This is a genomic window from Pseudomonas sp. R45(2017) (genome assembly GCF_002112305.1).
GTDB lineage: Bacteria > Pseudomonadota > Gammaproteobacteria > Pseudomonadales > Pseudomonadaceae > Aquipseudomonas > Aquipseudomonas paraglycinae.
Genome location: NZ_NEHH01000005.1, coordinates 389,288 through 404,579 on the forward strand (window position 1 = coordinate 389,288; position 15,292 = coordinate 404,579).

Annotated in this window: 15 protein-coding genes; 7 read left to right on the plus strand and 8 right to left on the minus strand. The window is 62.1% G+C overall.

The window, feature by feature from the left end; translation table 11 throughout:
- The first annotated feature begins 149 nt into the window (after positions 1-149).
- Entirely contained in the window at positions 150-806 is a 657-nt protein-coding gene (locus CAF74_RS14330; protein ID WP_085746760.1) for a DedA family protein, read from the plus strand.
- On the opposite strand, the gene CAF74_RS14335 is transcribed toward CAF74_RS14330, so the two are convergent.
- Complete coding sequence (locus CAF74_RS14335) at positions 787-2,022, minus strand: sterol desaturase family protein (protein WP_085746761.1); 1,236 nt, start codon at positions 2,020-2,022, stop codon at positions 787-789. The two genes, CAF74_RS14330 and CAF74_RS14335, sit on opposite strands and share 20 nt — an antisense overlap.
- Positions 2,023-2,137: 115 nt before the next feature.
- On the opposite strand from CAF74_RS14335, the gene elbB reads away from it, so the two are divergent.
- A complete protein-coding gene (gene elbB / locus CAF74_RS14340) occupies positions 2,138-2,806 on the plus strand; it encodes an isoprenoid biosynthesis glyoxalase ElbB (RefSeq protein ID WP_085746762.1) in 669 nt (222 codons plus the stop codon).
- Positions 2,807-2,947: 141 nt separating this feature from the next.
- Here the strand turns inward: elbB and CAF74_RS14345 are convergent, their stop codons facing one another.
- The 4 genes from CAF74_RS14345 to CAF74_RS14360 all read right to left on the minus strand — a co-directional run bounded on the left by CAF74_RS14345 (position 2,948) and on the right by CAF74_RS14360 (position 7,011).
- Complete coding sequence (locus CAF74_RS14345) at positions 2,948-3,403, minus strand: YaiI/YqxD family protein (RefSeq protein ID WP_085746828.1); 456 nt, start codon at positions 3,401-3,403, stop codon at positions 2,948-2,950.
- A 4-nt stretch (positions 3,404-3,407) separates the two neighbouring features.
- On the minus strand, positions 3,408-5,303 hold the full coding sequence (locus tag CAF74_RS14350; protein WP_085746763.1) for an FTR1 family protein: 1,896 nt from the start codon (positions 5,301-5,303) through the stop codon (positions 3,408-3,410).
- An 86-nt stretch (positions 5,304-5,389) separates the two neighbouring features.
- Positions 5,390-6,289, minus strand: coding sequence for a LysR family transcriptional regulator (locus CAF74_RS14355; protein WP_085746764.1), 900 nt, complete (start codon positions 6,287-6,289; stop codon positions 5,390-5,392).
- 8 nt (positions 6,290-6,297) lie between these two features.
- A complete protein-coding gene (locus tag CAF74_RS14360) occupies positions 6,298-7,011 on the minus strand; it encodes a cysteine hydrolase family protein (protein ID WP_236188245.1) in 714 nt (237 codons plus the stop codon).
- A 199-nt stretch (positions 7,012-7,210) separates the two neighbouring features.
- On the opposite strand from CAF74_RS14360, the gene CAF74_RS14365 reads away from it, so the two are divergent.
- The 5 genes from CAF74_RS14365 to CAF74_RS14385 all read left to right on the plus strand — a co-directional run bounded on the left by CAF74_RS14365 (position 7,211) and on the right by CAF74_RS14385 (position 11,973).
- Positions 7,211-8,611, plus strand: a complete 1,401-nt coding sequence (locus CAF74_RS14365) for a COG3014 family protein (protein ID WP_085746765.1) — start codon at positions 7,211-7,213, stop codon at positions 8,609-8,611.
- 206 nt (positions 8,612-8,817) lie between these two features.
- Positions 8,818-10,212 carry a COG3014 family protein gene (locus CAF74_RS14370; protein ID WP_085746766.1) on the plus strand — a complete coding sequence of 465 codons (1,395 nt, stop codon included), beginning with the start codon at positions 8,818-8,820 and terminating at the stop codon, positions 10,210-10,212.
- Positions 10,213-10,227: 15 nt separating this feature from the next.
- Positions 10,228-10,602, plus strand: a complete 375-nt coding sequence (locus tag CAF74_RS14375; protein ID WP_011336502.1) for a YcfL family protein — start codon at positions 10,228-10,230, stop codon at positions 10,600-10,602.
- Positions 10,603-10,638: 36 nt separating this feature from the next.
- Entirely contained in the window at positions 10,639-11,226 is a 588-nt protein-coding gene (gene lpoB / locus CAF74_RS14380; protein ID WP_007951848.1) for a penicillin-binding protein activator LpoB, read from the plus strand.
- A 3-nt stretch (positions 11,227-11,229) separates the two neighbouring features.
- Positions 11,230-11,973: a penicillin-binding protein activator LpoB gene (locus CAF74_RS14385; protein ID WP_085746767.1), complete on the plus strand. Its 744-nt coding sequence runs from the start codon at positions 11,230-11,232 to the stop codon at positions 11,971-11,973.
- 60 nt (positions 11,974-12,033) lie between these two features.
- Here the strand turns inward: CAF74_RS14385 and CAF74_RS14390 are convergent, their stop codons facing one another.
- The 3 genes from CAF74_RS14390 to CAF74_RS14400 all read right to left on the minus strand — a co-directional run bounded on the left by CAF74_RS14390 (position 12,034) and on the right by CAF74_RS14400 (position 15,273).
- Entirely contained in the window at positions 12,034-12,666 is a 633-nt protein-coding gene (locus CAF74_RS14390) for a LysE family transporter (RefSeq protein WP_085746768.1), read from the minus strand.
- Between the two features lie 115 nt (positions 12,667-12,781).
- Positions 12,782-13,363, minus strand: coding sequence for a mechanosensitive ion channel family protein (locus CAF74_RS14395; protein WP_085606057.1), 582 nt, complete (start codon positions 13,361-13,363; stop codon positions 12,782-12,784).
- On the minus strand, positions 13,363-15,273 hold the full coding sequence (locus CAF74_RS14400) for an ATP-binding cassette domain-containing protein (protein WP_085746769.1): 1,911 nt from the start codon (positions 15,271-15,273) through the stop codon (positions 13,363-13,365). Before CAF74_RS14400 ends, CAF74_RS14395 begins: the two co-directional genes overlap by 1 nt.
- Positions 15,274-15,292: the final 19 nt, after the last annotated feature.

Sequence of the window (15,292 nt, forward strand, 5' to 3'; positions counted from 1 at the left end):
ACGAACAGATGACAGTTGTGTGAGACCTGTGACGTGTAGCCGCATTCCATTCTCAGCGTAGGAAATGTTCACGTCGAGACACATTTCGACACTTTCCTGAATGTGTCCGAAGGGTTAGGCTGCGCGTTCATTTCGCCAGCACCCAGACAATGCTCCAACAATTTCTGCATGACTTCGGCTACTTTGCCCTGTTTCTCGGGACGTTTTTCGAAGGCGAAACCATCCTGGTGCTCGCGGGCTTCCTCGCGTTCCGTGAATACATGGACATCAAACTGGTGGTGGTCGTGGCGTTCTTCGGCAGCTATGCCGGCGATCAGCTGTGGTACTTCCTGGGCCGCAAACACGGGCGCAAATTGCTGGCGCGCAAACCGCGCTGGCAGATGATGGGCGACCGCGCGCTGGAACACATCCGCAAGCACCCGGACATCTGGGTTCTGAGCTTTCGCTTCGTGTACGGCCTGCGCACGGTGATGCCGGTGGCGATCGGCCTGTCGGGCTATCCGCCGGGACGTTATCTGCTGCTCAACGGTATCGGCGCTGCGATCTGGGCCACCGCCCTGGCCGCTGCCGCCTACCACTTCGGCGCCGTGCTCGAAGGCATGCTCGGCAGCATCAAGAAGTATGAGTTGTGGGTACTGGGCGCGCTGCTGGTGCTTGGCCTGGGCCTGTGGCTGCGCCGCCGGTTCAAGAATGCCCGGCTGGCGAAAAAGGTCTACGAAGAAGAACAGGCCGAGCAATTGGCCAAGGCCGAACGGCACAAAGCCGAAATGGCCAAGACCGCCGACCCTAAGACGCCAGCCGAGTAAGTCGCTGGCGGCAGCAATACAGCCCGATGCCGCTGAGCAGGCTGTAACTGAGCAGGCCGACCCACATTCCCGGGCTGGCCGGCCAGAGTCCGACCAGCGGCGCCAGCCACACCAGCGGCAGATTCGATGCCAGCCGCAGCACTTCCAGCCTCCCCGCCCACGGGCGATTCTCAAGGGCCACGCCCAACACGAACAAACCGAAGGCCACCGCGCCCCAGCCGAGCAGCAATGCTCCGGTGGGCAGGCTGTGTTCCAGATTCATCAGATAACTGCCCAGCGCGACATAGACGCCGAACTGCAACCCCACGTACCACTGCTGACGGCAGTCCAGCGGCACCTCGAACTTGCGGAACTGACTCAGGTCCGGCTTGCTCATCGGGTACTTCGCCGCGACGTCCGCCGGACGCCAGCCGGTGCGCATGAACCAGATCCGGATCTTGTCCCACGTACGCTCGGCCCGGCGCGCGTCGCCCCACAGCTGCGCGTAGAACTGCAGGTTGGCCCATAACGGATTCCAGCTCGCCAGCGGCGTGGTCACGCCGAAAATCACCGGTTCGTTGTCATCCTCTTCCTGAAACGAGCCGAACAGACGGTCCCAAATAATGAACACCCCGCCGTAGTTGCGATCCATGTAGAGAGCGTTCTGTGCATGGTGGGCCCGATGATTGGATGGCGTGACGAAGCACCACTCGAACCAGCCGAGCTTGGGAATGTGCCGGGTGTGGACCCAGAACTGATACAGCAGATTCAGCGCCGCAACGCTGACAAACACCAGCAGCGGCACCCCGAGCACGGCCATCGGCAGGTAGAAGATCCAGCTCAGCAGGAACCCGGTGCTGGTCTGGCGCAAGGCCGTGGAAAGGTTGTAGTCCTCGCTCTGGTGATGCACCGAATGCGCGGCCCAGAGGATGTTGCGTTCATGGCCCATGCGATGCAGCCAGTAATAGCAGAAGTCATAGAAGACAAAGGCAAACACCCAGACCCAGACGCTGTCCGCAGGCAACCTGACCAGCGCCAGATGCTCCAGGGCAAACGCATAGGTCACCAGGCCCACGCCCTTGGTCAACAGGCCGGTGGTGGTCGACAACACCCCGGTGCTGATGCTGCTCACCGCATCGGCCAGGCGATAGTTGCTCACCCCGCGCCAGCGGTCGGCGATGAGCTCCACCGCAATCAACACGAAGAAAAACGGTACCGCATACAGGATGAAGTTCATGACGCGCCCTGGTCGGAATCTGTAGCACAGATCCTAGGTGTAGCCGCGGCTTGATCCTATGGCAACGAACGACAAATTAGAGGACATTTAGCGCCATGAATCTGGAGAGAAACCCATGAGCAAAAAAGTTGCAGTGATCCTGTCCGGTTGCGGCGTGTACGACGGCGCCGAGATCTACGAAAGCGTCATTACCCTGTTACGCCTTGACCAGCGCGGCGCACAGGTGCAGTGCTTCGCCCCGAACATCGCGCAATTGCATGTGATCAACCACCTGACCGGTGAAGAAATGCCCGAATCGCGCAACGTGCTGGTGGAATCGGCACGCATCGCCCGGGGTAACGTCAAGGATCTGCGTGAGGCCGATGTCGAGGACTTCGATGCGCTGATCGTGCCAGGCGGTTTCGGTGCGGCGAAGAATCTGTCGAACTTCGCCATCGAAGGCGCCGGCTGCACCGTACAGCCGGAAGTGCTGGCGCTGGCCGAAGCCTTTGCCGAAGCGGGCAAGCCTGTTGGCCTGATCTGCATCTCGCCGGCACTGGCCGCGAAGATCTACGGCCCGGGCGTGACCTGCACCATCGGCAACGATGCCGACACGGCCGCCGCCATGAACAAGATGGGCGCCACCCATGAAGACTGCGCGGTGACCGATATCGTCGAAGACAAGGCGCGCAAACTGGTGACCACCCCGGCGTACATGCTGGCGCAGTCGATCAGCGAGGCGGCTTCGGGGATCAACAAGCTGGTGGATCGGGTGCTTGAGCTGACCCACGAAAACGACGCCTGACCGGCGATAGCGATCGTTCCCAGGCTCCGCGTGGGAATGCAGCCTTGGACGCTCCGCGTCTGCCTTGCATCGGTGGTGAGGCTGGGACGCGGAGCGTCCCGAGAGGCATTCCCAGGCAGAGCTTGGGAACGATCAATCAACTCAGGATTGGCGCGCCAGCCGTGTCAGGATCCGGTCCAGCGCATTGGCGAACGCCTGCTTCTCACGGTCACCGAACGGTGCCGGGCCGCCGCTGACCTGCCCCTGCTCTCGCAGATCGGTGAACAGGTTGCGTGTCGCCAGCCGCTCACCCATGTTCTGCGCGTCGAACTCCTTGCCGCGCGGGTCCAGCGCCGCCACGCCCTTCTTCACCAGCCGGTCGGCCAGCGGGATGTCACTGCAGATCACCAGTTCACCCGGCACCGCGTGTTCCACCAGATAATCATCCGCCGCATCCGGGCCGCTCGGCACCACGATCAGCTTGACGATCGCCAGCGCCGGTTTGCTCTGCGGCTGCCCCGCCACCAGCACCACTTCGAAGCGACGCTTGAGGGCGAACTTGACCACCAGCTCCTTGGCCATCTTCGGGCAGGCGTCGGCATCGATCCATACGCGCATCATTTCAAGCCGCCATGCGGCGCTTTTCAGCCACCCAACTGCGACCGTACAGCACGATAATCGCTGCAATCGCCACGGCCTGCGCCGTCAGCGAATAGGCATCGGCATGAATGCCCAGCCAGTCGAAATCGAAGAACGCCACCGGCCGGGTGCCGAAGATCCCGGCTTCCTGCAACGCCTTCACGCCGTGGCCGGCGAATACCACCGACAACGCACAAAGCAGCGCTGCGTTGATGCTGAAGAACAGCGTCAGCGGCAGTTTCGCCGAGCCGCGCAGAATCACCCACGCCAGACCGAACAGCAGCACCAGCGCCGTCGCGCCGCCGGCGAGTACCGCGTTATGCCCGGCAGGGCCGGCCTGCAGCCAAAGGGTTTCGTAGAACAGGATCACTTCGAACAGTTCGCGGTACACCGAGAAGAACGCCAGGATCGCGAAACCGAAACGCCCGCCTCCGCCAACCAGGCTCTGCTTGATGTAATCCTGCCAGGCCGCCGCGTGCCGACGGTCGTGCATCCACACCCCGAGCCACAACACCATGACGCTGGCGAACAGCGCCGTGGCGCCTTCGAGCAGTTCACGCTGGGAACCGCTGACGTCGATCACATACGCCGCCAGTGCCCAGGTGCCGAGGCCGGCCAGCAGCGCCAGACCCCAACCGACGTTGACGCTGCGCACCGCCGATTGCTGGCCGGTGTTGCGCAGGAACGCGAGGATCGCTGCCAGCACCAGAATCGCTTCCAGACCTTCGCGCAGCAGAATCAGCAGACCGGAGATGTAGCTCAGCGACCAGCTCAGACCATCGCTGCCCAACAGGCCGGCGGATTCCTTGAGTTTGGCCTTGGCCGCGTCCAGACGCTGCTCGGCCTGCTCCACCGGCAAGCCGTCCTGCAGCGATTGCCGATAAGCCATCAGGGATTTTTCGGTGTCCTTGCGCACGTTGGCGTCGACGTTGTCCAGCGAGCTTTCGACCAGTTCGAAGCCTTCCAGATACGCCGCCACCGACAGGTCATAGGCCTGATCGTGCTCACCGGCGCGGTACGCCGCCAGGCTCTTGTCCAGCGTCGCGGCGGTGTAGTCGAGCAACTGCGCCGGGCCGCGCTTGACCTGCGGCGGCTGCGCCCGTTGTACACGGAAGATCGCGGCGGCTTCAGCGCCTTCGGCAGCCTGCACTTCGGCCGGGGTCTGGCGGGCCAGGTCGGCGATATTGTAGGTCTTGTCGGATTTGGCCGTGGCCGGATCGGCGCTGAACTGTGCGATGTAGGTCGCCAGGTCCCAACGCTGACGGTCATCCAGTTGATCGGCGAACGCCGGCATGTCAGTGCCTTCGACGCCCTGGCCGAGGGTGCTGTAGATCGCGTACAGGCTCAGGTGATCCATCCGCGCAGCGTCGCGCAGATTGGCCGGCGCCGGCGTCATGCCGAGACCCGCCGGGCCGTCGCCGGCACCCGCGTCGCCGTGGCACACCGAGCAGTTTTGCGCGTAGAGCGGCGCACCACGGGTCGGATCGGGCGTGATGATCGGGGCCTGGCTGACCTCATAAGCCACCGCCAGTTTCGCCCCCAGTTGCCGGGCCTGACGGGCGACGTCTGCGCCGTCCTGTTTCGCGGTGATCGCGGCGTGCAAGGCACTGACGCCTTGTTCCAGCGCCGCTTTCTCCGGTTTGGCCGGCAGGCCGGCGATCAGCCCTTGCAGAACCTGGGTGAACTCCAGCTGCTCGCGGTATTCGCCGTCGTCGATGACCTTGCCTGCCGCTACCGTTGGCGGGTAATCGGCGCTGATGTAATCCAGCAGGTGCAGCGCTTGCGGCGCGCCTTCCACGGTGTCGGCCAGCAGATTGAAGCTGCTCAGGGCGCACAACGGGAACACCAGCCAGGCCAGAAATCGGGACGCGGCAGTCATGAATGAGTCTCAAGTGGAAATGCGAAGTTACATATTGTTCACGTCGAGCGCGTTTCCCTCAAGCTTTCTTGGCGGCCCGACGGCTTTTAGCGCAAGGGTGCACTCGCCTTGCGGTAGTGTTCGGCCATGAATTCGACGAACACCTGCACCTTCAGCGCCACATGCCGGGCGTGAGGATAGAGCGCGTAGTAATGCCGCTGACCGAGGCTGTAGTTGGGCAGGATCTGCACCAGCCGGCCACGCAACAGATCGTCCTGCACCGTGGCCCGGGTGAACGCGGCAATCCCCACACCGGCCAGCGCCGCCGCATGCAGCGAGCTGATCGAGTCCGCCTTGAACCGCCCCTGAGCCCGCACCGCTGTCGTCAGCCCGCGCGCATCGGTCAGCGACCAGTCGCCACCGCCGGCGAACGCGAGCAATTGATGTTCGGCCAGCTCACTGACCTGGCGCACCAGACCGTGTCGCGCGACGTAGGTCGGCGAGGCCACCAGCACCAGCTCGGATACCGTCAGCAGACGCGCCACCAAGGATGAATCCGCCAGCGGCCCGCAGATGCGCAGCGCGACATCGAAGCCTTCGGCGATCAGGTCGACAAAACGGTCATCGCAGGACAGATCGACCTCAACCTCCGGATATCGCTGCTGAAACGCCGGCAACCAGCACGCCAGCTCCAGCGTGCCGATCACCACCGGCGCGCTGATGCGCAAAAGCCCACTGGGTGTCTCACGGGCCTGCCCGACCGCCAGTGCGGCCTGATCGACGCGATCGAGAATGTCCACGCACGCGGCGTAATACTGCTGCCCGGCCGTGGTCAGGCTGAAGCGCCGGGTGTTGCGGTTGATCAGGCGCGTGCCGAGCTCCGCCTCCAGTTGCTGGAGCTGGCGGGAGATCGTCGAATGCGTGGTGTCGAGCCGCTCGGCGGCGGCAGTGAAGCCGCGACACTCGACGATGCAACGGAACGCGCGCATGGCCAACAGCTGATTCATCGAAGCCCTCAGTCGAGTGGCAGGCGAACGATCTGCTGCGTGGTCATGACGTCACCGAAAGTGTCTTCGATTTCGGCCAGCGCCGCGCGGTGCAGGCTGTCCTTGTCGACGGTGTCGCCGTTGACGCGGGTGATCGCCCGGGTCGCCGAAGCATCGGATGCTACCACGACCTGATAGCCCAACGGCGCAGCGTCCCGGGCACCGCCGGCAACGCAGGCGTGGGTCATCAGCCCGGCGAAAATCACGGTCTTGATGCCGGCCTGCTTGAGCTGCCGATCGAGATCGGTGCTGGCGAACACGCTGACCGTTGTCTTTTGCAGCACGTGATCCTGCGCCCTCGGCTGCATCAGCGGATGAAACTTCACGGTCTCGCCGCCCTGTGCGAACACTGGCGAACCGGCGGGCGCGACGTGCTGGACCTGGAACACTGGAATCTTCGCCTGATCGGCAAAGCGGATCAGCTCACGGGCCTTGTTCATGGCTGCGATGCCGTCGGGAATCGGCAGGCGTCCGCTGAAGTACTCGTTCTGGAAATCGATCACCACCAGCGCGGTGGTCTTCGGGTCGAGGCGTTCGATCGGCGCCGCGCCGGATATTGCACGAAGGGTTGGATGAGCATCCGGTGCAGTACTGGCCATCGCACTGCTGACCGCAGCGAGACCAAGACTGGCGAACAGGATTCTGAAAACTGAGCTGCAGCGATACGTTTGCGAGAGAGTCATGACGCGGTTCCTGTAGAGAGGCGTATAAGTCGGGCCAAGTCTAGAAATCCGCAAACGGCCTGACCACGGCAGTATTGGCACATGATCTGTGCAACTTTTGCACAGACCATGTCAAAAAATCTGCCCGGCAATTAGCCATCATCTCCCACTATAATGCGCCACTTCAGCCGCCCTTCTGTTCAAGGAAGAACCCCTCGCCATGCGCCATTGCCTGCTGTTTTCCTTGTTGTTCAGCATCGTCTTGCAGTTGAGCGGTTGCGGGGCCTACCGCAATTACGACCTGGAACTGCAACAGACCACCGATCAGTTGAAAGCGGGCGACACCAACGGTGCGCTGGCCCTGATCGAGGCGCATAACCCGGATGAAGAAAAAGACCTGCTGTATTACTTCGAGAAAGGCGCGGTACTCAGCGCTGCCGGGGAGTTGCCGCAAAGTCAGGTCGCCTGGCGCAGCGCCGAACAGATGGTGATCCAGCGTCAGGACACCATAGAAACCGCCGGCGACAAGTTGCTGTCCGCCCTGGGCAATCAATGGGGCAGCATCATCAACGACAAGATTCGTCGCTACGATGGTTACGACTATGAAAAGGTCATGCTGACCACGCAAATGGCCTTGAATCAGTTGGCCGTGAATGACTTCGACGGTGCCCGTGCGGACATCAAGAAAACCCACGAACGCGAAACAATGATCGCCCGGCAACGGGAGCTGGAATACGAGCGCATTGAAAACGCCGCCAAGGCCCAAGGCGCGCGTGTGCATTACAAGGATCTGCAAGGTTACCCGGTGGTCATGCTGGACTCGCCGGCGGTCATCGCTCTGAAGAACGGCTATCAAAGTGCGTTCAGCCACTATCTGGCCGGCTTCACTTATGAAGCCCTGGGTGAAAAGGATCTGGCCGCACCCGGTTACCGTCAGGCCATAGAACTGCGTCCTGACATGCCGTTCTTCCAACAGGCATTGCATGACCTCGACAGCCCCGGGCTCAAGGCGGGCGAAAGCGATGTGCTGATCATCGTGCAAAGCGGGCTGGCGCCGGCTCGCAGTTCGGTGCGAGTGCCGTATCCGGTGAAGCTTGAGGACGGTCAGGTGATCGTGGCCAATGTGTCGTTTCCGGTGATGGTGCCCGACACGTCCACCCCACCCTTCGATCAGATCAGCCTCGACGGTCGTCCAAAGAAGCTGATCACGGTCAACAACATTACCGACATGTCCTTGCGCACTCTGCGTGACGACATGCCCGGGATCATCCAGCGCACCACGTATCGCGCGTTCCTGGCGGCAGACGTCCAGGGCACCGACAATCGGCGCAACCCGGCCAAGGCGTCCTATGTGACCCATTACGATGGATTCGAGCACGCAGACACCCGCACCTGGCGCACCCTGCCCAACCTCACCCAGGTACTGCGCCTACGGCTGAAGAAAGGCGAGCACATGATCAATCTGCCTACCGCACCCGGTGTCGCACCGCTTAAAATCCGCATCGATCAGGATCGTCAGATCATCGGCCTGCGCGCCCTGGGCGACAGAATCTATGCCAACGGCAGCGCTTTCCAGGCCTCCACATCGCCGGAAAGCCGCGTGGTATCCGGCCTGAAATAAGTAATGGCACCTTACCAACCGGTGCAATTAAAAAGCTATTACATAGCCAGCACCGCCCGCTTATAATGCCGCGCCCGCGCTATCGCGTTGCGGCATTAAAGCTCCTCTTGTTATGAGGAATTGGCAGGAGGCCAGCGCCACTGTCGATCGGTCCCAGCAGCCCGACCCGCACCCGAGGCTGTCGCTACTCATGGAAGAAGTACCCCATGGCATTCCGCGCTCCCACTCTGATCGCGCTCAGCGCTGTCACCCTGCTGTCCGGCTGTTCGGCGTTTCGCAACTACGATTCCGAACTGGCCCAGACCAACCAGCAACTGGCCACCGGCAACGTCGACGCCGCCCTGACCCTGCTGGAAAAGAACAACACCGGCCCGGACAAGGACCTGCTCTATTACTTCGAGAAGGGTGAGCTGCTGCGCGCCAAGGGCGATTTGTCCGGCAGCCAGAATGCCTGGACCAGCGCCGACCAGGTGGTGGGCAAGTGGGAAGATTCGGTCAAGCTCGACACCGACAAATACCTGGCCCAGTTCGGCAGCTTCCTGGTCAACGACAAGGTGCGCCGCTACGAAGGCTACGACTACGAAAAAGTCATGCTGACCACGCAGATGGCCCTGAACCTGCTGGCGGTCAACGATTTCGACGGCGCCCGTACCGCGATCAAGAAGACGCACGAACGTGAAGCGGTGATCGCCGACCTGCGCGACAAGGAATACCTCAAGAGCGAAGAGGAGGCCGAGAAAGAAGGCATCAAGACCGAATACAAGGACTTGCAGGGCTACCCGGTCGCCAGCCTCGACGCGCCGGAAGTGGTCGGCCTGAAAAACAGCTACCAGAGTGCGTTCAGCCATTACCTGGCCGGTTTCGTTTATGAAGCCCTGGGCGAGAAAGACCTCGCTGCGCCGGGCTATCGCAAGGCTGCCGAACTGCGCCCGAACACGCCGCTGCTGGAGCAGGCGCTGGTCAACCTCGACAAGCCGGTCAAGAGCGACGACAGCGACATCCTGATCGTGGTGCAAAGCGGTCTGGCGCCGGCCCGCGATTCGATCCGCGTGCCGCTGCCGCTGCCAATCTCCAACAACGTAGTGATCACTCCGCTGTCGTTCCCGATCATCAAACCTGACACCTCCACCGCGCCATTCGCGCAGATCGGTGTCGATGGCCAACAGGTCGACCTGACCGCGCTGAACAGCACCACCGCCATGTCCCGCCGCGCCCTGCGCGATGACATGCCGGGGATCATCCTGCGCACCACCGTGCGCGCAATCACCAAAGGTGTGGCCCAGAAGAAGATCAACGATACCAACCCGCTGGCCGGTCTGGCGGTCGGTATTTCTTCAGCTGTGCTCGAAGGTGCCGATACCCGTACGTGGCGCACCCTGCCGGACACCACTCAAGTGGTACGTCTGCGCTTGAAGAACGGTGAGCACCAAGTCACTCTGCCGAGCGCCGTCGGTGGCTCTCAGGTCAAGGTGACCGTCGATCAGCGTTATCAGGTGATCACCCTGCGCGCCGTCGGCAATCAGGTGTTCGCCGCAGGCCTCGCCGCCCACGTGACCCCGAGCGCTGGCGCCACCGCCGTGGCCAGCCTCAAACAACCTTAAGAACGGAGTCTTTGCATGCGCTTCAAACTCATCGCCGTCGCCGCCCTCGCCCTGTTGGCGAGCGGTTGCGCCACCCCGCCACCACCGGAGCCGGGCAGTGCCGCGAGCAAGGTCGTGGCCATGGGCCCGCAGAAACACATCGTGGTCGGCGCGATGCGCGTGGCCCGCGAAAACGGCTTCATGACCGTCAACGTGCAGTTGAGCAACACCCTCAACAGCAACAAGACGTTCTACTACCGCTTCGCCTGGCTCGGGCCGGAAGGTTTCCCGATCGCCGAAGAAGAAGTCTGGAAGAGCCAGATGATGTACGGCGCCCAGACCAGCTTCATCCAGGGCATCGCCCCGACCCCGAAAGCCGTGGATTTCCGTCTGGAACTCAAGACGCCTTAAGCCCGACACCCTATTCCCGATTCAGAGAGCATTCCCATGTTTGCACGCTTTTCCTTCATCGCCGTCCTCGCCCTGCTGGCCTCCGGTTGCGCCAACACTTCGCCGACCCTGGGCAGCAAGAACATCAGCTACGGCGACACCAAGGCCGTTGAAACCGTGACCAACGAGTTCGGTTCGACCGACCTGCAGATGATCGCCGAGTCGATGACCCGTTCCCTGGCCCAGTCCGGCATTCTGCAGGGTCGCCCTGTGGTCCAGGTCTACGACGTGAAGAACAAGACCAGCGAATACATCGACACCCGCGAAATCACCACCAGCATCAAGACCCAGCTGATGAAGTCCGGTACCGCCCGTTTCGCCAGCGACAACACCGCGATGCAGAGCCAGGTCGACCAGCTCAAACTGCAAAACCAGAGCGGCCTGTACAAGAAGAGCACCGTGGCCAAGACTGGCAACATGATCGCTGCCAAATACCGTCTTGAAGGTTCGATCAGCTCGATCGTCAAGCGCAGCAGCGACTACAAGGACGTCTTCTACAAATTCAGCCTGCAACTGATCGACGTTGAAAGCGGTCTGGCCGAGTGGATGGACGAGAAAGAGATCCGCAAAACCACGGAGCGTTAATCGATGCGCACATGGATTGGCATGATGGCCCTGGCTTGCGCGTTCAGCGTGCAAGCGGCCCCGAAAGTCGCGGTAACGGATCTGGCGTACCAGGAACGTGTGGAGCAATACATCCACATCGTTTCGTCGAAGAACAACTACCGCGAGGGCTACTACAGCTCCAGCGGTTCTTCGAGCTACGACGAATTCGAAGCCAACACCAGCTACATCGAACAGACCGAACTGCGTAAGTTCACCGGCGACATCAAGGGTGAAATCCTGCGTACCGGCATGTTCCAGCTGGTGCAGGGCACGCCGTACACAGCGTCATCCAAGGGTGACATCTACGATGTGATCAAGCGGATCAAGGCCGGTAACTTCAAGGGTGCCGACTACGTGCTGTTCGGCACCGTGTCGGACATCGACTTCACTCAGGACATGAACGAGCTGGCGCACACCGACAGCTATTCGGCCGTGCTGGGCCTGACGCTGGTGGCCGACTTCAGCCTGATCAATACCAAGACCTACGAAATCACCTCGGCCTTCACGGCGATGGGTGAAGCGCAGGACACCAAACTGGTGAACCACCGCGACATCAAGATCTCACTCAACCGCCCGCGGGTAGTGCATGAAGTCTCGAAGGCACTGGGCGAAGACGTGGCCGGACAGCTGAGCATGCAGCTCGGTGGTGGCGGTTACGAGCAGCCGCGCGAACCGCAGCAGCGCAACAATCTGCCGCGTGATACGGCGCCAGTGATTCTTCACTGACCGACTGCCGGAAACGAAAAAGGCGACCTGAGAAGGTCGCCTTTTTTGTGCCTGTACGCTTTACACGGCGGCTTTGCGCAACGTCGCCATGAACGCCGCGGCGCCAATGAACAGTCCGGCAAACGTGCGGTTCATGCGTCGCTGCTGTGTCGGTGTGCGCAACAGGCGCAGCACCTTCGACGCCAGACCGGTGTAGCCGGCCATGACGATCAGGTCGACCGCGATCATGGTCACGCCGATCACCACGTACTGGATCAGCAGCGGCGCATGCGGATTGATGAATTGCGGCAGCACCGCGAGCATGAACACCAGCGCCTTGGGGTTGCTGATGTTCACCAGAAAGCCACGGAACACCAGAGCCAGCGGTTTGCCGATCGGGCGTACCGCTGCGTCATCGCTCATGTCCTTAGGTAATGCGCGCCACTGCTTGATCGCGAGATAAACCAGGTAGGCGACACCGAACCATTTGATCGCATGGAACGCGGTGGCCGAAGCCGTGAGGATCGCGCCGACACCGGCGCCGACGATGGCAATCTGCACAGCCAGCCCGATCTGCAGGCCCAGGGCATTCCAGTAGCCGCGCCAGAAACCGTATTGCAGGCCGCTGGACATCGACGCAATGGCGCCGGCACCCGGAGAAAGACTGATCACCCAGCAAGCGGCAAAAAACGCCAGCCATGTTTGAAGCTCCATCGCACACCTCGACTTCGGACTCGTGACAATCCTCAAAGCTAATGCGGATTTGGCTGGATGACTACCGATTTTTTGCAGGATGTTGCGGCCGCCGACCAACGTGGCCGGCGTCCGATCACTTTTCGAAACCGCTGGAAGGGAAGATATCCGTGCCGCGCCAGCGGCGCACCGAGCGCTGGAAGAACAGGCTGTTGGGCACTTGCACCATGGCGCTGCCGGTGCCGAGTTCTTCAGCCTCGATCAACGTGGTGTAGAGCAGATTGATCGCCACCACCCGGCCTTTGACGCCGGGCTTGTCGGTGGTGTCGACCAGTTCGACCACGTCGCCGAGACGGAACGGGCCGACGGTGAAGATCAGAATCGCGCAGAGCAGGTTCGACAGCACGCTCCACATGGCGAAGAACGCCACCGCCGCCACCGCGACGAAGCCCGACAACGCAGTCCACAGCACTGTGGCCGAGACCCCGAGGCGTTCCAGCACGAAGATCAGCGCACTGCCCATGATCAGCCAGCGCAGTCCGCCGCGCAGCGGCATCAGCAGCTGCGGCGGAAACGGATACTTCTCGCCCAGGCGGGTCAGGAATCGGGCGACGACGCGCTGGGCGAAGTAGCCGGCCAGCAGGATCAGCAGAATCTGCACGCCGAGCCAGATCGGCTCGACCCACATCGCCGGCAATGGAAGTTTGAAGGCTTCCATCAGGACAACGCCTCTAGCTCCGCCTGCATGCTTTCCAGCGTTTCCAGGGCTTCCATCCACGCTTCTTCAAGTTCGCCTTCGCGGACTTTCAGCTTGGCCTGTTCGGCCAGCAGGTCTCGCAATTCGTTCTTGCGCGCCGGCTCGTAAATGTCGCTGTCGCCAAGGCTGGCATCGACCTTCGCCAGTTTCTCGTGCAGCTTGCCTAGCTCGGCTTCGAGCTTGTCGGCCTCGCGCTTGTGCGGCGCCAGTTGCTGACGCAACGCAGCGGCAGCCTGACGCTGGGCCTTCTTGTCGGTCTTGTCCGGGTTGACCGGCGTGTTGCTGACCGGGGCGTTGCGCTGACGGTATTCCACCAGCCAGCGGGCGTAGTCCTCGAGGTCGCCGTCGAACTCTTCGACCTTGCCGTCCGCGACCAGGAAGAAGTTGTCGGTGGTGCTCTTGAGCAGGTGCCGATCGTGGGAAACCACCAACACCGCGCCGCTGAATTCCTGCAACGCCATGGTCAGCGCCAGGCGCATTTCCAGGTCGAGGTGGTTGGTCGGTTCGTCGAGCAGCAGCAGGTTCGGCCGTTCCCAGGCGATCAGCGCCAGGGCCAGACGGGCCTTTTCGCCACCGGAGAAATTCAGCACCGGCTCATCGATGCGTGCGCCACGGAAGTCGAAACCGCCGAGGAAATCGCGCAGGGTCTGCTCGCGTTCGGTCGGTGCCAGACGCTGCAAGTGCAGCAACGGACTGGCCTTGGCGTCCAGCGAATCAAGCTGATGCTGGGCGAAGTAACCGACCACGGTGTTCTCACCGCGAGTCAGGCGCCCGGCCAGCGGTTCGAGCTCACCGGCGAGGTTTTTGATCAGGGTCGATTTACCCGCGCCGTTGGGGCCGAGCAAGCCGATCCGCGCGCCGGGGGTCAGTTGCAGCTTGACCCTCTCCAGCACGGTTTTCTCGCCATAGCCCAGACGCGCATCGGACAGGTCGATCAGCGGGCTGGAGATCTTGGTCGACTCGCGGAACACGAAATCGAACGGCGAATCGACGTGGGCCGCCGACAGTTCTTCCATGCGCTCGAGGGCCTTGATCCGGCTCTGGGCCTGACGGGCCTTGGTGGCCTGGGCCTTGAAGCGGGCGATGTAGCTTTCCATGTGCGCACGCTGCGCCTGCTGCTTCTCGTAGGCCTGTTGCTGCTGGGCCAGACGCTCGGCACGGGCGCGTTCGAACGCAGTATAGCCGCCACGGTAGAGCGTCAGCTTGCGCTGATCGACGTGGGCCACGTGATCGACCACCTCATCGAGGAAGTCCCGGTCGTGAGAAATCAGCAGCAAGGTGCCGGGGTAACTTTTCAGCCACTCTTCGAGCCAGATGATGGCGTCGAGATCCAGGTGGTTGGTCGGTTCGTCGAGCAGCAACAGGTCTGATGGGCACATCAAAGCCTGCGCAAGGTTCAGACGCATCCGCCAGCCACCGGAGAAATCTCCTACCTGACGATCCATCTGCTCGTTGGTGAAACCGAGGCCGGCCAGCAATTTGCGCGCACGGGCGTCAGCAGTGTAACCATCGGCGCTGTCGAGTTCGGCGTGCAGGCGGGCCAGCGCGGTGCCGTCGTGGGCCTCTTCGGCTGCCGCGAGCTCACGCTGCACTTCGCGCAGGCGCATATCGCCGTCGAGCACATAGTCGACCGCCAGGCGTTCGAGCGTGTCGACCTCCTGGCGCATGTGGGCGATACGCCAGTCGGCCGGCAACAGGCAGTCGCCCGAGTCCGGGTGCAACTCACCGCGGAGCAAGGCGAACAGGCTGGATTTGCCGGCGCCGTTGGCACCGATGAGGCCGGCTTTGTGGCCGGCGTGCAGGGTCAGCTCGGCGTCTTCTAGCAGACGTTGCGGACCACGCTGTAAAGTCAGGTTCTGAAGTCGGATCATAATGGCGGCGGAGTCTACC